At 70.8% G+C, this 18,977-nt stretch carries 12 protein-coding genes; 8 read left to right on the forward strand and 4 right to left on the reverse strand.

Features of this window, described 5'->3' with window-relative positions; genetic code table 11:
* Positions 1-205: 205 nt before the first annotated feature.
* Complete coding sequence (locus tag ACFVTH_RS02165) at positions 206-6,295, forward strand: ThuA domain-containing protein (RefSeq protein WP_387086331.1); 6,090 nt, start codon at positions 206-208, stop codon at positions 6,293-6,295.
* Positions 6,296-6,482: 187 nt separating this feature from the next.
* Here ACFVTH_RS02165 and ACFVTH_RS02170 read toward each other — a convergent pair whose 3' ends face one another.
* From ACFVTH_RS02170 to ACFVTH_RS02180, 3 genes are all read right to left on the reverse strand, one after another.
* A complete protein-coding gene (locus tag ACFVTH_RS02170; RefSeq protein WP_387086334.1) occupies positions 6,483-7,643 on the reverse strand; it encodes a YgfZ/GcvT domain-containing protein in 1,161 nt (386 codons plus the stop codon).
* Positions 7,643-8,251 carry an FABP family protein gene (locus ACFVTH_RS02175; RefSeq protein ID WP_386939900.1) on the reverse strand — a complete coding sequence of 203 codons (609 nt, stop codon included), beginning with the start codon at positions 8,249-8,251 and terminating at the stop codon, positions 7,643-7,645. The genes ACFVTH_RS02170 and ACFVTH_RS02175 overlap by 1 nt, the downstream gene beginning before the upstream one ends.
* A gap of 178 nt (positions 8,252-8,429) precedes the next feature.
* Positions 8,430-8,744, reverse strand: coding sequence for a hypothetical protein (locus tag ACFVTH_RS02180; RefSeq protein WP_387086337.1), 315 nt, complete (start codon positions 8,742-8,744; stop codon positions 8,430-8,432).
* Positions 8,745-8,820: 76 nt separating this feature from the next.
* On the opposite strand from ACFVTH_RS02180, the gene ACFVTH_RS02185 reads away from it, so the two are divergent.
* The 7 genes from ACFVTH_RS02185 to pstB all read left to right on the forward strand — a co-directional run bounded on the left by ACFVTH_RS02185 (position 8,821) and on the right by pstB (position 16,942).
* Positions 8,821-9,516, forward strand: a complete 696-nt coding sequence (locus tag ACFVTH_RS02185; protein ID WP_387086340.1) for a DNA-binding response regulator — start codon at positions 8,821-8,823, stop codon at positions 9,514-9,516.
* A 75-nt stretch (positions 9,517-9,591) separates the two neighbouring features.
* Entirely contained in the window at positions 9,592-11,799 is a 2,208-nt protein-coding gene (locus tag ACFVTH_RS02190) for an RNA degradosome polyphosphate kinase (RefSeq protein ID WP_387086343.1), read from the forward strand.
* Positions 11,796-12,731, forward strand: a complete 936-nt coding sequence (locus ACFVTH_RS02195; RefSeq protein ID WP_387086346.1) for an NUDIX domain-containing protein — start codon at positions 11,796-11,798, stop codon at positions 12,729-12,731. Before ACFVTH_RS02190 ends, ACFVTH_RS02195 begins: the two co-directional genes overlap by 4 nt.
* A gap of 152 nt (positions 12,732-12,883) precedes the next feature.
* Complete coding sequence (locus tag ACFVTH_RS02200) at positions 12,884-13,978, forward strand: phosphate ABC transporter substrate-binding protein PstS (RefSeq protein WP_387086349.1); 1,095 nt, start codon at positions 12,884-12,886, stop codon at positions 13,976-13,978.
* Positions 13,979-14,099: 121 nt separating this feature from the next.
* Positions 14,100-15,038 carry a phosphate ABC transporter permease subunit PstC gene (gene pstC, locus ACFVTH_RS02205; protein ID WP_387086352.1) on the forward strand — a complete coding sequence of 313 codons (939 nt, stop codon included), beginning with the start codon at positions 14,100-14,102 and terminating at the stop codon, positions 15,036-15,038.
* Positions 15,038-16,135 (forward strand): phosphate ABC transporter permease PstA, encoded by a 1,098-nt coding sequence (gene pstA, locus ACFVTH_RS02210; protein ID WP_387086355.1) that lies wholly within the window; start codon positions 15,038-15,040, stop codon positions 16,133-16,135. The genes pstC and pstA overlap by 1 nt, the downstream gene beginning before the upstream one ends.
* Positions 16,136-16,162: 27 nt before the next feature.
* Positions 16,163-16,942: a phosphate ABC transporter ATP-binding protein PstB gene (pstB, locus tag ACFVTH_RS02215; protein ID WP_386939888.1), complete on the forward strand. Its 780-nt coding sequence runs from the start codon at positions 16,163-16,165 to the stop codon at positions 16,940-16,942.
* A 145-nt stretch (positions 16,943-17,087) separates the two neighbouring features.
* On the opposite strand, the gene ACFVTH_RS02220 is transcribed toward pstB, so the two are convergent.
* A complete protein-coding gene (locus tag ACFVTH_RS02220; protein ID WP_387086358.1) occupies positions 17,088-18,956 on the reverse strand; it encodes a glycosyl hydrolase family 18 protein in 1,869 nt (622 codons plus the stop codon).
* Between the last annotated feature and the right edge of the window lie 21 nt (positions 18,957-18,977).

The following is an 18,977-nucleotide window of genomic DNA, read 5'->3' on the forward strand; positions in this document are numbered from 1 at the left end:
GGCCCGCGCTCTGGCGTCGAGCACCGAATTCTGCGCAGGCGGAGACATTACTCAACAGTCCTGATGATTAAGAAGTCGATGTTGTCACATCTTTTGCTTGACCAACGGCAAAAGTCTCCCCTAGGTTCGGGACCGGACGCGCACACGGTCGTGATCTCAGACGTGTCCAGCATTGGAAACCAATGGAGGTCTCATGCTGTTGAAGTTGCCCCCCGCCATCTCCCGGCTGTTCGCCGGTGCGGTGGCCTCGATCCTCGCGGCCGGCGCCATCGTCGCCACCGCGACACCAGCGCAGGCGCATGACGGCGCCCATGTGCTGATCTTCACCAAGACCACGCAGTATCGGCACACCGACGCGATCGACAAGGGGACCCCCCTGATCACGGCGGCCCTCGAAGCCGAGGACATGGTGGTCACCCACACCGAGGACTCCACGGTCTTCAACGACCAGGCCCTCGCCGAGTACGACGCCGTCATCATGTTCCAGACCTCGGGCGACCCGTGGAACGCCGACCAGAAGGCCGCGCTCGAGCGCTACCAGCAGGCGGGCGGCGGCATCGTCGCGATCCACAACGCCACCGACATGCGCGGCAACTACGCCTGGTGGGACGAGCTCGTCGGCTCGCTCATGCCGGGCCACGCCGCCACCGGCACCGACCCCGGCCAGCCCGGCACCGTGCGGATCGAGGACCACACGCATCCCTCGACCGAGCACTTCGAGGCCGACCGCTGGGACCGCTCCGACGAGTGGTACAACTTCTCGAACAACGTCCGCGGCACCGCGCACGTGCTCGCCTCGATGGACGAGTCGACCTACACCCCTGGCAGCAACGCCATGGGCTACGACCACCCGATCTCGTGGTGCAAGCCGTACGACGGCGGGCGCGCCTGGGTGACGGCGATGGGCCACTTCGGCTCCCATTTCGAGGAGCCCGACCTCATGGAGCACATCGTCGGCGGCGTGAAGTACGCCGCGGGCGTCGAGGCCGGCGACTGCGGCGGCACCGTCTGGAGCAACTTCGAGAAGGTCGCCCTCGACGAGAACACCTCGGCACCCTTCGCGATGGACATCGCCGAGGACGGCCGAGTGTTCTACACCGAGCTCGTGCGCGGCCAGGTCCGGGTCTGGGACCCGGCGACGAACGCCGTGACGACCGCCCTCGAGCTCGACGTGTACTCGGGCGGCGAGGACGGCCTGCTCGGCATCGCCCTCGATCCCGACTTCACCGAGAACGGGCGCGTGTACCTCTACCGCTCCCCCGACGCACCCGACAACTCGGACCCGTCGAGCTTCTTCAGCCGCGTCTCCCGCTTCACGATGGAGAACGGCGTCATCGACCCGGCCAGCGAGGAACTCATCATCGAGGTGCCCGCGCGGCGCCTGCCCGACGAGCCCGGCCACACCGGCGGCGGACTCGACTTCGACGCGCAGGGCAACCTGTACCTCGGCGTCGGCGACGACGTGAACCCGCACTCGGAGCCCTCCGGCGGCTACGCCCCGCTCTCGACGCGGCCCGGCACGTTCCACGACGCCCGCGAGACGTCGGCGAACACGAACGACCTCCGCGGCAAGCTGCTGCGCATCACGCCGAAGGCCGACGGCCCCGGCTACACGATCCCCGAGGGCAACCTGTTCCCCGAGGCCGACGACCCGGGCGACAAGACGCTGCCCGAGATCTACGCCATGGGCTTCCGGAACCCGTTCCGATTCTCGGTCGACCAGTCGACCGGTGCGATCAGCCTCGCCGACTACTCCCCCGACAACGGCAGCGACGCGCCCGCCACGCGCGGCCCCGCCGGCATCGCGGAGTGGAACTACATCACGAGCCCCGGCAACTACGGGTGGCCGCTCTGCATGGGCCAGAACGAGCCGTTCCGCGACGTCGACTACACGACGAACCCCGTCACGGTCGGCGACTTCTTCGACTGCGACGCGCCGATCAACGACTCGCCCCGCAACACCGGCCTGACCGAGCTCCCCGCAGCGCGCGGGGCCGACCTGGCCTACGGCTACAAGCGCTCCTCGGTGCCCGGCATCATCCCGCAGGGCGGCGGCCTCGCCCCCATGGGCGGCCCGGTGTACGACTACGACCCCGAGCTCGTGAGCGACACGAAGTTCCCGGCGTCGTACGACGGCAAGCCCTTCTTCTACGAGTGGGCGCGCAACAAGATGTACTCCATCCAGCTCGCAGGCGGCGACAAGGCCCCAGGTGCCCAGATCGAGAAGGTGAAAGCATTCCTCCCGCAGGAGCAGTTCCTCGCACCGATCGACTCGCGCTTCGGCCCCGACGGCTCGCTCTACGTGCTCGACTGGGGCGGCGGCTTCGGCCGTGACAACCCGAACTCGGGCCTGCACCGGATCGACTACATCCAGGGCTCCCGATCGCCGATCGCGAAGATCTCGATCGACCGCGACTCGGGTCAGGCTCCACTCGCGGTGGCCTTCGACGGCTCGGGCTCGAGCGACCCCGAGAACGCGTCGCTGCAGTACGCGTGGGACTTCGACGGCGACGGCACGACCGACGCCACGACCCCGCAGGCGAGCCACAGCTACGCGGCCGACGGCGTCTACGACGCCCGTCTGACGGTCACCGACCCCGACGGCAAGACCGGCACGACCACCGCGCCGATCACGGTCGGCAACACCCGCCCGAGCGTCGGCATCTCGCTGCCGCCGGACGGCGCGTTCTTCGACTTCGGCGACGACCTCAACTGGGCCTCCCAGGTGAGCGACCCCGAGGACGGCACGGTCGACGGCTCGGAGGTCATCATCCAGCCGGCGCTCGGCCACGACGACCACGCGCACCCGCTCACGCCGCTCAGCGGGCTCACCGGCACCACGCCGACGAGCCTCGGCGGCCACGCCCCCGACGAGGACATCTTCTTCGCGATCGACGCCAGGTACACCGACCACGGCGGCGAGGGCGGCGCGAACCCCCTCACGGGCTCGGCGACGACGCTCGTGTTCCCGAAGGTGAAGCAGGCCGAGTTCTTCGACACCTCCTCGCCGGGCGTCTCGGTCGTCGCGAGTCGCGACGTCGGCGGCGCCGAGGGCGACCGCATGGTCGTCGCACGCGACGGCGACTGGGTGAACTACGACCCGGTGAGCTTCCACCGCATCGAGCGTCTCGCACTGCGGGTCTCCGCGGTCTCGGAGGGCTCGAGCATCGAGCTGCGCAAGGGCGCCGCCGACGGCGAGCTCCTCGCGACCGCAGCGGTCCCGGCCACCGGTTCGACCCGGTTCGCGGATGTCACGCTGGACGTGAGCGGGTTCTCGGGCGAGTCGATGAACCTCGTCCTCGTGTTCCGCGGCGGGGAGGTGAAGCTGAACTTCCTCGAGGCGATCGGCCGGGGCTCGTCCCCGACCGCGGCTCCCGAGGTCGCGATCACCTCGCCCGAGCAGGGCGTGCAGCTCGAACCCGGGCAGGACGTCACGGTCGAGGCGGCGGCGGATGACGAGCTCAACGCCGACGGCTCGGTCGAGTCGGTCGAGTTCTTCGTCGACGGCGAGTCGATCGGCACCGATACCGACGCGCCGTACGCCGCCCAGTGGGCGTCGCCCGAGGAGGGGCTCTACGAACTCACCGCGGTCGCGACGAACGCGGCGGGCAAGTCGAAGACCTCGCGCGTCGTGCTCTCGCAGGTCGGCGAGCTGTTCGGCGACCTCGTGCCCTTCACGAACGCCGACGGGCTCTTCGAGCGCATCGGCTCGGGCAAGTTCCGCATCACCGGTGCGGGCGACAACACCTGGCAGGGCACCGACGAGTACTCGACGCTCTACGCTCCGGCGGGCGGCGACGAGGACTGGGAGGCCGTCGTCAAGGTCGACGCCCAGCAGAACACGAACGGGTCGGCCAAGGCCGGCATCATCGTGCGCAACGACCTCACGCAGCCCGGCAGCTCGCCCGGCTACGCGATGGTCGGCATCCGTCCCAGCAACGGCGTGGAGTTCCTCGCGGACCCCGACGGCAACGGCCAGCTCAACACCTCGGTCGCCGGCGGCACCACGAGCTACCCCACCTGGGTGAAGCTCAAGCGCTCGGGCACCGAGTACACGGCCTACTTCTCGAAGAACGGCACGAGCTGGACGCAGGTGGGCGGCGCGGTGACCCTCGCGGACGCCGCAGGCACGCAGGACGTGGGCATGTTCATGGTCGCGCACTCGGGCACGGCGGGCGCCGTCGACTTCTCGGAGTTCGCGATCGACACGGAGCCGAAGGGCCCCGAGCCCGAGAAGCCGCTCGAGCCGCTCATGTGCACGGGCGCACCGTTCTCCGACGAGTTCGACGCCCCGGCGCTCGCGCCGTCGTGGACGGTCCGCTCCGGCGCGGTGCCGGTCACGCAGTCGGGCGGTGCGGTCTCGCTCCCCGTGACGGCGGGCGACATCAACGAGGCGTCGACCGGTCCGGTCAGCTTCATCGGCAAGCCCACCCCGGCCGGGGCGTGGGAGGCGACGACGAAGATCGACCTCGCGCACACCTCGCACTGGCAGTGGGCGGGCGTCGTGCTCCACGGCAGCGATGACGAGTACAACAAGCTCGCCTTCGTGCGCAACCAGAGCGGCGGGCGCTTCATCGAGTTCCAGAGCGAGACGGCGGGTTCCCGCACGACCGCCGCGGCACCGGCGCTCCCCGCCGACTTCCCGAGCACGATCCACCTGAAGCTCACGAGCGACGGAAGCGTGTTGAAGGGCGCCTACTCGGCCGACGGGACGAACTGGACGGCGCTGGCCGGCCAGCTCTCGCAGAAGCCGAACTCGCGCCTCGGCGTGATGGCGGCGGGCGACCTGGGCAGCACCCCGGTGGTCGCGAAGGTCGACTGGCTGCGCGTCACCCCCGACGCCGGCGCGAGCGCGGCGGTGACGCCGAGCGATGCGTTCGACGGCACGTCGCTCGACGGCTGCCGCTGGGCGCAGAGCGTGCGCTACGACTCGAACCACCTGGAGGTCGCCGACGGCCACCTGAAGATCGAGACGCAGCCGGGCGACATCAACGGCAGCAACCCGATCTCGCCGCGCAACTTCATCCTCACGAAGGCGCCCGAGGGCGACTGGGTGGCGTCGACGAAGTTCAAGGCTCCGCTGAAGCACCGCTGGCAGCTCGCCGGCCTGCTGATGTGGGCCGACGACGACAACTACGTCAAGGCCGACGTCGTCGCCTACAACAACCCAGGCAGCGCGCTCGACCTCCGGGCCGAGCTCGCGGGCGAGAAGGATGCCACGGGGATCGGCAGCCGCAACCTCGACATCGCGAACTCGTCCGAGAGCGGGTACTGGTACCTGCGCGTGACGAAGTCGGGGTCGAGCTACACGGCCGAGGTGAGCGACGGCGGCGTCAACTGGACGTCGATCGGCGCGGCGATCGCCTTCGACCGCCCGCTGCGCGGCATCGGCCTCATGGCCATCGGCCCGCAGCAGGAGGAGCCGGTCGTCGTCGAGTTCGACTCGTTCGACCTCGAGGTGCCGCAGGTCGACGTCACGGCGCCCGCGACCGAGCTCGCCTGGAGCCCGGCCGAGCCCGACGGCGCCGAGGGCTGGTACACGTCCGCTCCGAGCTTCTCGCTCGAGGCGGGCGACGGCGACGGCACCGGCGTGGCGTCGACCGAGTACGCCATCGGCGACGGCGCGTGGGCCGCGTACACCGAGCCGGTCGAGGTGACCGGCGAGGGCGAGACCACGGTGCGCTACCGTTCGACCGACGAGGCGGGCAACGTCGAGGAGGAGCGCTCGGCGAGCGTCCGGCTCGACACGGTCGCGCCGGTCACGACCGCCACGGTCGAGGAGATCGTCCGCGGCGCGGTGTTCACCCTCGCCGGGGTCGACGACACCTCGGGCGTCGCCGGCACCGAGGTCCGGGTCGACGGCGGCGACTGGGTCGCCTACGCCGAGCCGGTCACGGTGACGGGCGCGGGCGCGCACACCGTCGAGTACCGCTCGACCGACGTCGCGGGCAACGCCGAGGAGGCCCAGACCGCCGAGATCACGATCGACGAGCCGCTGCCCGTCGAGCTCGGAGTCACGGCGAGCGCGGCGCCCCAGTGCGTCGCCGGGTCCGCTCACCTCGCGGTGTACGCCGCGAACACCGGCAACGTGGCCTCCGAGGTCGTCATCACGACGCCGTGGGGCGCGCACGAGATCGCCGATGTCGCCTCGGGCTCGGCCGTGTACCACCTGTTCGACACGGGTACGGCCAAGCTCAAGAAGGGCAGCATCACGGTCGCGGTCCGCCACCACGACGGCGAGCGCGAGCACGTCAAGGAGGTCAAGGTCAAGTACACGCAGCTGAACTGCAAGTAGCGGGCGGCAGGCGATGCCCCGGGGCCCTCGGCTCCGGGGCATCGTCGCGCGCGGGGCGGGCACGGCGCGGATGCCCCGCGGCCGGCGCCGGCGCCGCCGAGGCCCCGCACGCGCGCGCGACCCGATCGGGAGCGGACGGCGGCGGAGGTTCGGGCCGCCGGCGGCCGCCCGGGACTCGCGCGGCCGGCTAGGGCTTGCGAACGCCGAGACGCGGCAGGCGCGGCACCTCGACGGCGGCGCCGGCCCCCGCCGGCACGATCTCGACCTGGGCGGCGGCGATGTCGATGCCGTGGCTCAGCACGATCAGCGGCAGTTCGGCGGGCACGGCGCGCTTCACGACGGCGAGCGCGATCGGCCCGAGCTCGTGGTGCATCGCGCTCGAGGTGACCCGCCCCACGACCCTGCGCTCGGGCGCCTCGCCGTCGGCGGGTTCGGGGCGCACCTTCTCGCCGACGACCTCGTCACCGGGAGCAGGAAGGACGGTGTCGCTGCCGTCGAGGTGCAGCAGCACGAGCCGGCGCGGCGGCCGGCCGAGGTTCAGCACCTTCGCGACCGTCTCCTGGCCCTTGTAGCAGCCCTTGCCGAGGTCGACGGCGCTGCGCAGCCAGTCGAGCTCGTGCGGGATCGTCTTCTCGTCGACCTCGCTCGCGAGGCGCGGACGCCAGGCGGCGATGCGCAGCGCGTCGAGGGCGAGGGCTCCGGCGACGGCGACGCGCCCGGCGGCGACCGCCTCGGCGGCGGCGGCGAGGGCCGGTCGCGGCACGATGCGTTCGATGAGACGCCAGCCGGATGCCGGGTGGCCGGCCGCGTCGGCGTACTGGTGGCCGCCGGGCCGGGGGCCCGTGGCCCACGGGTCGACCCAGTCGAGCGCGACCCCGGCCGGGGCGTACGCGGGGACGGCCGCGTCGAGCGCGGACGTCGACATCGCCGCGAGGACGGCCGACTCGGCGCTGCGGTCGGCGACCTCGACCCGCAGCATGAACCGCATGCGGTCGAGCCAGGCCGCGAGCGGCGCGGCCTCGTCGCCCTCGACGACGAGCCAGACGGTCTCGCCGTCGTCGACCGCGTGCACGGCGTGCTCGATGTGCCCGGCCGCGTCGAGGAGCAGCGCCTCGATGCCCTCGCCAGGGGCGAGGCGGTCGAACGACTGGCTCGCCATGGAGTGCAGCCAGCTCAGCCGGTCGGGCCCGGTCACCGTGACGACGCCGCGGTCGGAGAGGTCGACGATCGCCTCGCCGCGCTCGAGGCGGCGCTGCTCGACCATGGGGTTGCCGTAGTGGCCGGCCACGGCCGGCGACGACTCCGACGGCACGGCGCCGCCGAGGCCCAGGAACGGCGATCCGGTCATCAGTCGACCTTGCCGAGGCGCGCCGAGGCGTGGGTGCGGAGGTCCTGGCCGAGCGCGGCGATGTCCCAGGCCCAGAGCAGGTGGCCCTCGACGAGCCCGTAGAGCCGAGTGGCCGCCGAGTACGGCTTCGCACCGGCAGCGCGCATGACGGCGTCGGTCGCGAGATCGATGCGCGGTCCCTTCACCTGGCCGAGGTAGAGCTCGCTCACGCCGCCGGGGTGCACGATCGACACCTCGAGGTCGAAGCCGCCGTCGTCGTTGCGCAGCGCCTCGACCGCCTCGGCGTCGGGGAATCGCGGCTCGCCGACCGCCGGCAGCAGCGCAGGGCCCGGGTCGCCGTCGCCCTGCTCGCGGGCGAGACGCCAGTAGCCGGTCTCGGTTGCGAGCGGAGTGGGGTCGCCGCCCTCCTCGGCGGGGAACAGCCAGGTGTAGGACGTGTAGTTCAGGTGGGGCAGCCCGTCGTGGCTGAAGCTCAGCCGCTGCCCGAACTCGCGCGTGACCGATTCGTCGCCGACCGCGTAGTCGATCACCCCGGAGCCCTCCCAGACCCCGAGGAGCCAGGAGAGCGGGACGAGCTCGGCCGGGAGGTCGACGGGCAGCTCGATCATCGCCACGTCGTCACCAGCGCCTAGCGCTGACCCTTGAAGAGCTTGTAGACCACGACCCCGCTGACCCACGCGATCGCGAGGCTCGCGAGGCCGAGCAGGCCGATGAAGAGGAGTTCGAGGGCGAGCAGCTCAGACATACTGCGAGTCTATCCGCTGCCCGCGCGGCTCGGGTCGCGGGTCAGGCCGTCGCGAACGGGGCGAGCAGCAGTGCGGCGAGCGCGACCACGACGACCGCGCCGCCGATCGATGCCGAGACGCGCCCGACGAAGCCCTCGGGGCGCCTGGTGGCCAGCTGCACCACGAGCGTGCCGATCACGGCGGCGGCGAGCACGACGCCGAGCGCCCCGTAGAGGCCGAGCCACGAGTCATCCCCGAACCAGTCGCTCTGCCCCGCGAGCGCGAGGCCGCCGACGATCGCGGACCCCGCGATCGCGACCGCCCAGATGAGCATGACGCTCGCCCACCCGAAGCGCGTCCCGGACTGCTCGACCATGTCTCCCCGTTCGTGTCGCGGGACGGCGGCGGCCGTCCCGTAGTATTGACCGCACCTTACTACTGGAGGGTGTGGCGTGGCGCAGCTGCTGATCTTGACGCCGACGGCCAACGACGACGTTCTCCCGGCGCTCGCACTGCTGACCCATCGGGTCAGGGTGATCCCTGCGTCGCCCGAGCAACTGGTGCGGGCGCCCGACGCCGACCTCGTGCTGCTCGATGCGCGCACGAACCTCGCCGGCGCGAAGGCGCTCTCCCAGATCCTGAAGACGACGGGGCTCTCGGCACCGCTCGTGCTCGTCGTCACCGAGGGCGGCCTCGCCGCCGTCACGCCCGACTGGGGCGTCGACGACGTCGTGCTCGAGGGCGCCGGCCCCGCCGAGATCGACGCGCGCGTCCGCCTCGCGATCGGGCGCGCGCAGACCTCCCAGCCGAGCGAGCGCATCCAGACCTCGGGCGTCGTGATCGACGAGGCGAGCTACTCGGCCAAGGTGCACGGCAAGCCGCTCGACCTCACCTACAAGGAGTTCGAGCTGCTGCGCTTCCTCGCGGCGCACCCCTCACGGGTGTTCACCCGCGAGCAGCTGCTCAGCGAGGTGTGGGGCTACGACTACTTCGGCGGCACCCGCACGGTCGACGTGCACGTGCGGCGGCTGCGGGCGAAGCTCGGCGACCTCGAGTCGCTCATCGGCACCGTGCGCAACGTCGGCTACCGCTTCAACGTCCACGAGGACGACGAGGGCGCGGGCGCGGCGCCCGTCACCGCCCGCTGATCGGCGCAGCCCCCGTCACTCCCCGTTAACCCGGCCCTCATCGGCGCGTTTCGGGGCGCGTGCCATGATGTGTGGATGAGCCCCGACAGCATCCTCGAGGACGACCGCACCTCCGACCGGACGGCGAGCGACTTCGACGACGACTTCGAACCCTTCGACACCGAGGGCGCACCCGAGCTGCCGTCAGAGCGCTACCTCGACCGCGAGCTCAGCTGGCTCGCGTTCAACCAGCGGGTGCTCGAGCTCGCCGAGGACGAGACCCTCCCGGTGCTCGAGCGCGCCAACTTCCTCGCGATCTTCGCGTCGAACCTCGACGAGTTCTTCATGGTCAGGGTCGCGGGCCTCAAGCGCCGCATCGTCACGGGGCTCGCGGTGCCCACCAACATCGGCCGCGCCCCGGCCGACGTGCTGAGCGACATCTCGAAGAAGGCGCACGAGCTGCAGGAGCGCCACGCCGCCGCGTACCAGACCCTCGTGAAGCCGGCCCTCGCCGAGGCGGGCATCCGCATCGCCACGTGGGCCGAGCTCGGGGACGACGAGCGCGAGCACCTGCACGACGTGTTCTCCAAGCAGATCTTCCCGGTGCTCATGCCGCTCGCGGTCGACCCGGCGCACCCGTTCCCCTACATCTCGGGCCTCTCGCTGAACCTGTCGGTGCGCGTGCGCAACAGCCGCACCGGCCGGCAGGAGTTCGCCCGCGTGAAGGTGCCGCAGATGCTGCCGCGCTTCGTGCGCGTTGACCCCGACGAGTCGATCGAGGACGCCAGGTACCTCACCCTCGAGGAGCTCATCGCCAATCACCTCGGCGACCTGTTCCCCGGCATGGAGATCGTCGAGCACCACGTGTTCCGCGTGACCCGCAACGAGGACGTCGAGATCGAGGAGGACGAGACCGAGAACCTCATCAAGGCCCTCGAGAAGGAGCTGCTGCGACGTCGCTTCGGCCCGCCGATCCGCCTCGAGGTCACCGACGACATGGACGAGGTGACGCTCGGCCTCCTCGTCCGCGAGCTGGATGTCACGGAGCAGGAGGTGTACCGCCTGCCGGCGCCGCTCGACCTCGGCGGACTCTTCGACCTGTCGCGACTCGACCGGCCCGAGCTGCACTACCCGATCCACGTGCCGACGACGGCCGTGCAGCTGCAGCCGACCGAGTCGAACCTCCGCGCCGACGTCTTCAAGGCGGTCTCCCGCCAGGACGTGCTGCTGCACCACCCCTACGAGTCGTTCGCGACGAGCGTGCAGGCGTTCCTCGAGCAGGCGGCGGCCGACCCCGACGTACTGGCCATCAAGCAGACCCTCTACCGCACCTCGGGCGACAGCCCGATCGTCGAGGCGCTCATCGACGCCGCCGAGTCGGGCAAGCAGGTGCTCGCCCTCGTCGAGATCAAGGCCCGCTTCGACGAGCAGGCGAACATCACCTGGGCGCGCAAGCTCGAGAAGGCCGGCGTGCACGTCGTCTACGGCCTGGTGGGGCTGAAGACCCACTGCAAGCTCGCGCTCGTGATCCGCCAGGAGAAGGGCGTGCTGCGGCACTACAGCCACATCGGCACGGGCAACTACAACCCGAAGACGAGCCGCATCTACGAGGACCTCGGCCTGCTCACGGCCGACGACCAGGTCGGCAAGGACCTGACCCGGCTCTTCAACGAGCTCTCGGGCTACGCGATCGAGAAGAAGTTCAAGCGGCTCCTCGTCGCTCCCCTCCACCTCCGCAAGGGGCTCCTGAAGCTGATCGCGACCGAGATCCGCAACGCGGAGGCGGGGCGACCCAGCGGCATCCGCATCAAGGTCAACTCGATGGTCGACGAGGCCATCATCGACGCCCTCTACCGCGCCTCGAACGCCGGCGTCCCGGTCGAGGTGTGGGTGCGCGGCATCTGCAGCCTGCGGCCCGGCCTGCCCGGGCTCAGCGAGAACATCCGGGTGCGCTCGATCCTCGGGCGCTACCTCGAGCACTCGCGCCTGTTCTGCTTCGAGAACGACGGCGACCCGCAGATCTACATCGGCTCGGCCGACATGATGCACCGCAACCTCGACCGCCGGGTCGAGGCCCTCGTGCGCCTCGCCGACCCGCAGCACCTCGCCGAGGTGCAGGGGCTGTTCGACCGCGCGATGGACGACTCGACGAGCTCGTGGCACCTCGACGGCGAGGGCGTCTGGACCCGCCGCTCGACCGACGAGTCGGGGCAGCCGCTCGCCGACCTGCAGAACGTGCTCATGGCCGAGGTCGCCCGCCGAACGAGATCGGCCCAGCGCCCGCGATCGGGGCAGCGCCGGTGACCACGGCCGTCTACGCGGCGGGCGCCGTCTGCTGGCGCCACATCGACGGCAAGCTGCACGTGCTCGTGATCCACCGCACGGTGTACGGCGACGTCACCATCCCGAAGGGCAAGGTCGACCCCGGCGAGTCGCTGCCGCAGACGGCGGTGCGCGAGATCGCCGAGGAGACCGGGCTCGAGGTCGCCCTCGGCGTGCCGCTCGGCGTCTCGCGCTACCCGCTGCCGAGCGGTCGCGAGAAGATCGTGCACTACTGGGCCGCGGAGGTGAGCGACAAGGCGGTGCAGCGCTCGACGTTCAAGCCCAACGCCGAGGTCGCCGCGCTCGAGTGGGTGACGCCGAAGCGCGCCCGCGGGTACCTCAGCTACCAGCCCGACGTCGAGATCCTCGACAACTTCATGGCGCTCGTCGAGCAGGGCGTGACCCGCACCTTCAGCCTCACCGTGCTCCGTCACGGCAAGGCGGTCGGTCGCAAGGGCTTCGAGGGGCCGGATGCCTCGCGCCCGCTGTCCGAACGGGGCGTCGAGCAGGCGGCGGCGCTCGTCGACACCCTCACGGCGTGGGCGCCGAAGCGCATCGTGTCGAGTCCTGCGGTGCGCTGCGTCACGACGGTCACGCCGCTCGCCGTCGCCACCGGGATCGAGGTCCGGCGCGACGCCGGCATCAGCGAGGACGCCTGGCACGAGGGCGAGGCGGAGGTGCGCCGCGTCGTCGGCAAGCGCGTGCGCGCGGGGCGGTCGGCCGTGATCTGCAGCCACGGCCCGGTGCTGCCCGAGATCTTCAGGGAGCTCGCCCTCGCGACCGGGACCCCGATCGGCTCGTACGTCGGCGACGCCGCCGAGCTCGAGCCGGGGGCGTTCAGCGTCGTGCACCTCTCCGCGACGAACCAGGGCTCGGGCATCATCTCGATCGAGACGCACGCGCCGCGCGCCTGAAAGCGCGATCTTCCGGCGGTTTCTGCGCGCCAAGATCCGTTCACCTCCCGTTTACCGAGGTGGCGGATGCTCGTAAGGCGCGCTCGTTAGCGTCGCAGGCGGGCCGGCACCGGCCCACAACTCCTGCAAACGATCCCCGGAAGGGAAATCACGTGAACCTCAAGCGTTTCGGCGTGCCCGCAGCCATCGCCGTCACCGCGGCGCTCGCGCTCAGCTCCTGCGCCTCGAACGAGGGCGGCGCCGCCGCTCCCGAGGAGTCGACCTCGACCCTCGCCGGCAACCTCGTCGGCGCAGGCGCCTCGTCGCAGGACGCGGCCCAGCAGTCGTGGATCGCCGGCTTCCAGACCGCGAACCCCGACGTGACGATCGACTACGACCCCTCGGGTTCGGGCGCCGGCCGCGAGACGTTCCTCTCGGGCGCGAGCGACTTCGCCGGTTCCGACCGTGCGTTCAAGGACGACGAACTCGCCGCGGGCGGCTTCCAGAAGTGCGCCCCCGACTCGACGATCGTCGAGCTCCCCCTCTACATCTCGCCGATCGCGGTGATCTTCAACCTCGAGGGCGTCGACTCGCTCGACCTCGACCCGGCGACCGTCGCGGGCATCTTCGCCGGCACGATCACCAAGTGGAACGACCCGGCGATCGCCGCGACGAACGAGGGCGTCGAGCTGCCCGACCTCGCGATCACGCCCGTCCACCGCTCGGACGACTCGGGCACGACCGAGAACTTCACCGAGTACCTCGGTGCGGCCGCGGCCGACGTCTGGACGTGGGAGGCCGACGGCGTGTGGCCGTTCGAGGGCGGCGAGGCCGCTCAGGGCACCTCGGGCCTCGTCGACGCCGTGACCAACGGCAACGGCACCATCGGCTACGCCGACGCCTCGCGCGCCGGTGACCTCGGCACCGTGGCGATCAAGGTCGGCGACGAGTTCGTGCCGTACTCGCCCGAGGCCGCTGCCGCGATCGTCGACCACTCGCCGTTCGCCGAGGGCCGCGCCGAGGGCGACCTCGCGATCGAGATCGACCGCACCTCGGAGGAGGCCGGCGTCTACCCGATCGTCCTCGTCAGCTACCTCATCGCCTGCGGCGAGTACGCCGAGTCCGACAACGTCGAGCTCGTGAAGGCCTACCTCTCCTACCTCGCCAGCCCCGAGGGCCAGGAGACGGCCGCGACCGACGCCGGCTCCGCCCCGATCTCGGACACCCTCCGCGAGAAGGTCACCGCCGCGATCGACTCGATCAAGTAATGACCTCGTGCCCGGCCCCCGAGTTCCGCGAGGAACGACGGGGTCGGGCACGGCCGCGTCCTCCGGTTCGTCCGGAGGGCGCACCCCAGAACCGCAACCCGACCCCCGAGGATCGCACCTGATGACCTCTGCACCAGCCCCGATCAAGGCGAAGCTCCGCGTCGGCGACCTCGTCTTCTCCCGTTCGGCGGTGTTCGCCGGCTCGATGATCCTCGTCACGCTCGCCGCCGTCGCCGTCTTCCTGATCGTCCAGAGCATCCCCGCGCTCTCAGCCACCAAGGACGACGCCTCGATCCTCGAGACGAACTTCTGGGAGTACGTCGGCCCCCTCGTCTTCGGCACCGTCTGGGCGGCGGCGCTCGCCCTGCTCTTCGCCCTGCCCATCTCGATCGGCATCGCGCTCTTCATCTCGCACTACGCGCCCCGCCGGCTCGCCTCCGTGCTCGGCTACATCGTCGACCTGCTGGCCGCCGTCCCCTCGGTCGTCTTCGGCCTCTGGGGCATCGGCGTGCTCGCGCCGGCGGTCGTGCCGGCGTACACCTGGCTCAACGAGAACCTCGGCTGGATCCCGCTGTTCGGCGGCACCGTCTCGGCCACCGGCCGCACGATCCTCACCGCCGCGCTCGTCCTCGCCGTCATGGTGCTGCCGATCATGACCGCCATCTGCCGCGAGGTGTTCCTGCAGACCCCCGTCCTCCACGAGGAGGCGGCGCTCGCGCTCGGCGCGACCCGCTGGGAGATGATCCGCGTCGCCGTGCTGCCGTTCGGGCGCTCGGGCATCATCTCGGCCTCGGTGCTCGGCCTCGGTCGCGCGCTCGGCGAGACGATGGCCGTCGCGATGGTGCTCTCGGCCGCGCACGTCGTCACCTTCGACCTGCTCACCTCGGTCAACCCGACCACGATCGCCGCGAACATCGCCCTGAGCTTCCCCGAGGCCTACGCCCTCAACGTGAACGTGCTCATCGCGACCGGCCTCATCCTCTTCGTCGTGACCTTCGCGGTCAACGCCTTCGCGCGCTGGATCATCAGTCGCCGCAAGGAATTCTCGGGAGCGAACTGATGACCCTGCAGACCATGACCCCCGCGCCCGAGACGGGCACCCCGATCGCGAACTCGCTCACCGCGGGCCGCCTCCCGTCCTCCGCCCCCTGGGTGATCCTCGGCACCGCGGTCGCGGTTGCCGCCGCCGTCTTCGGCGTCGTCGCGATCGGCTCGGGCTCGGGCTTCGACTGGGGCGGCGCCCTGCTCGTCGGCGCCCTGCTCTACATCCCGGCGATCTGGCTCTTCTCGCGTCTCGTCGAGGGCGCCCGCCGCGCGACCGACCGCCTCGTGACGGCGCTCGTGACCGGCGCGTTCCTCCTCGCGATGATCCCGCTCGTCTCGCTCACGATCACCGTCGTGACCTTCGGCCTCGCGCGATTCGACGCCGACTTCTTCTCGATGTCGATGCGCAACGTCACCGGCGAGGGCGGCGGCGCGCTGCACGCGATCGTCGGCACCCTGCTCATGACCGGCACCGCGGCGCTCATCTCGATCCCGATCGGCCTGATGACCTCGATCTACCTCGTCGAGTACGGCCGCGGCAAGCTCGCGCGCGGCGTGACCTTCCTCGTCGACGTCATGACGGGCATCCCGTCGATCGTCGCCGGCCTGTTCGCGTACTCGCTGTTCGCGATCTTCTGGGGGCCGGGCACCCGCACCGGCATCGCCGGCGCCGTGGCCCTGTCGCTGCTCATGATCCCCGTCGTGGTCCGCTCGAGCGAGGAGATGCTGCGGCTCGTGCCGAACGAGCTCCGCGAGGCGGCCTACGCGCTCGGCGTGCCGAAGTGGCTGACGATCGTGAAGGTCGTGCTGCCCACCTCGATCGCCGGCATCACGACCGGCATCATGCTCTCGATCGCCCGGGTCATCGGCGAGACCGCCCCGCTTCTCATCGCCGCCGGCTTCACCGCGAGCATGAACTACAACCTCTTCCAGGGCCGTATGCAGTCGCTGCCGGTGTTCGTCTACACGCAGTACGCGAACCAGGGCAACCCGGCCGAGGCCTTCCTCGACCGCGCCTGGGCCGCCGCACTCACCCTCATCCTCATCGTCATGGCGCTGAACCTCATCGCGAGGCTCGTCGCCCGTCTGTTCGCGCCGAAGCTCGGCCGCTGAGCCCGACCGAAAGCAAGAAGGAAACCCGTGTCCAAGCGCATCGAAGTCCGCGACCTCAACGTCTACTACAGCAAGTTCCTCGCTGTGGAGGGCGTGACCCTCGAGATCGAGCCCCGCAGCGTCACCGCCTTCATCGGCCCCTCGGGCTGCGGCAAGTCGACGTTCCTCCGCACCCTGAACCGCATGCACGAGGTCATCCCCGGTGCGCGCGTCGAGGGCGAGGTGCTCATCGACGGCAACAACCTCTACGACCCGGCGGTCGACCCGGTGCTCGTGCGCCGGCAGGTCGGCATGGTGTTCCAGCGGCCGAACCCGTTCCCGACGATGTCGATCAAGGAGAACGTGCTCGCGGGCGTGAAGCTCAACAACAAGCGCATCTCGAAGTCCGACGCCGATGAGCTCGTCGAGCGCTCGCTGCGGGGTGCGAACCTCTGGAACGAGGTGAAGGACCGCCTCGACCGCCCCGGGTCGGGCCTCTCGGGCGGCCAGCAGCAGCGCCTCTGCATCGCTCGAGCGATCGCGGTCTCCCCCGAGGTCATCCTCATGGACGAGCCCTGCTCGGCGCTCGACCCCATCTCGACGCTCGCGATCGAGGACCTCATCGAGGAGCTCAAGCAGGAGTACACGATCGTGATCGTGACCCACAACATGCAGCAGGCCTCGCGGGTCAGCGACCGGACCGCCTTCTTCAACATCGCGGGCACCGGCAAGCCCGGCAAGCTCATCGAGTACGCCGACACCACGACGATCTTCTCGAACCCCTCCGTGCAGGCGACCGAGGACTACGTCTCGGGTCGCTTCGGGTGATCGACGCCCCGGCGCGGGCGCGCGCCGGCCACGGCATGATGGATGCCCCGGAGCGAGGTCCGCTCCGGGGCATCCGTGGTTCTCGGGGTGGCGGTCTCGACGCGGCGTCACGACGCCTCGATGCGACCGGCCGCCGCCGAACGGGTCAGCAGGCCTTCACGAGCTCCCACGGGCCCCATTGCTCGGCGCCCGGGGTGTTGCCCTGCGTCCACCACTTGGCCTTGTACTCGCTGCCCGAGTAGCTCACGGTCGCCCCGCCCGAGTAGGCGGTCGTCGCGCTCCACGCGGCGGCGGTGCAGCCGGTCGGGTCCGTCGGGTCGGTCGGATCCGTCGGGTCGGTCGGATCCGTCGGGTCGGTCGGATCCGTCGGGTCGGTCGCGCACGGGCCGACGAACCCCCAGACGTCGTTGGTGCCGGGGGTGTTGCCCTGCGTCCACCACTTCGCCGTGTACTCCTTGCCGGCGTACGACACCTTCTGGCCGCCGGTGTAGACGGCGGTCGCGCTCCACGCCGGTGCGGTGCAGCCCGTGGGGTCGGTGGGATCCGTCGGGTCGGTGGGATCCGTCGGGTCGGTGGGGTCGGTGGGGTCCGTCGGACCGGTGGGGTCGGTCGCCGGGCCGGTGGCCGAGGCGCGCAGCTTGTCGGCGAGGGTGCCGACCAGTTGCCCGTTGCGGTCGCCGTCGAGCTCCCACCACATGCCGCCGCCGAGTCCGAGCTCGGCGATGTACTGGCCCTTGCGGGTCGTCGACTGGGTGTTGTCGTAGCTCCACCACTGGTTGCCGTCGTACCGCCACGCCGCGCCGATGGCCGGGTCGTAGTGGTCGGTGCCGAGGGTCTTCAGCTTGTCGTAGTCCTCGTTGCCCTTCTCCCAGGTGCCGGGCGCGGCGGCCGTCGCGGGGCCCCACGCGTTCGCCGAGGTCGCGCCCTGCCAGCCCCGGCCGTAGGCGGCGAGGCCGATACCGAGCTGCTTCGGGTCGATGCCCGTCTTCAGGTACTCCTTCACCGCCTTGTCGACGCTGAACCTCTTCGACGCCGGCCGGGTGTCGGCGGGGTCGTCGAAGAGGTTCGCCTGGTGCCCGGTGAGCGTCGGGTCCCAGGCGCCGTGCAGGTCGTAGCCCTGCACGTTGCCGTAGTCGAGGTACCGGAAGTTCTCGGGGTTGTTCCAGCCGCCCGAGGCGATGTCTGCGGGGTTCGCCGGAAGGAACGCGGAGAGCTGGTACGGGTGGCCGTTCTCGGCGCTCAGGGCGTCCATCTGCGTGCGGAACTCCTTGAGCAGCAGGGTGAAGTTCGCCTTGTCGTTCACCTCGTCGACGTGGTTGCCGACCTCGCCGTTCTGCGAGCCGGGCCACTCCCAGTCGATGTCGATGCCGTCGAACACGCCGGCCGCCGCGCCCGTGCCGCCGCGCCCGTCGATGACGGGCAGGTTGCCGCGCAGGTAGAGGTCGACGCAGCTCTTCACGAACTTCTTGCGCGAGGCGTCCGTCGCGGCGGCCTTCGAGAAGTTCTTCGACCAGGTCCACCCGCCGAGGGAGATCATGACCTTGAGGTTCGGGTTCTTCGCCTTCAGCTGCTTCATCTGGTTGAACGAGCCGGCGAGCGGCTGGTCCCAGGTGTCGGCTGTGCCTGCGACCGAGTTCGCCGCGGTGTAGCCCATGCCGAAGTCGGCCCACGCGTCGCCCGCGCCGTCGGAGCCGTTCGGCCCCGTGCCCTGCGCCTTGTTCGCGATGAAGCAGGTGAGGTCCTGGTAGTGGATGTTGCCGAACGCGTAGTTGATGTGGGTGAGGTCGGCCGCGGCTCCCGAGGTCTGGAGCTGCTTGGCCTTGAAGTCGCGCCCGTAGACGCCCCACTGGGCGAAGTAGCCGACGTTGCGGTAGCCGTTGACGGCGCTCGGCGACTGCTCGGCCGCGACGGCCGGTGCGGTGCCGATCGCGGCGAGGCCGGCGACCATCGCACCGGTCGCGAGGGCGGCGATCGCCCGGCGCAGTCCGCGCCCCGGAGTTCTCTGATTCTTCATGGCGTCCTTCGGTGAAGGGAA

This window comes from Agromyces sp. NPDC058104, assembly GCF_042884835.1.
In the GTDB taxonomy this organism is placed as follows: Bacteria; Actinomycetota; Actinomycetes; order Actinomycetales; family Microbacteriaceae; genus Agromyces.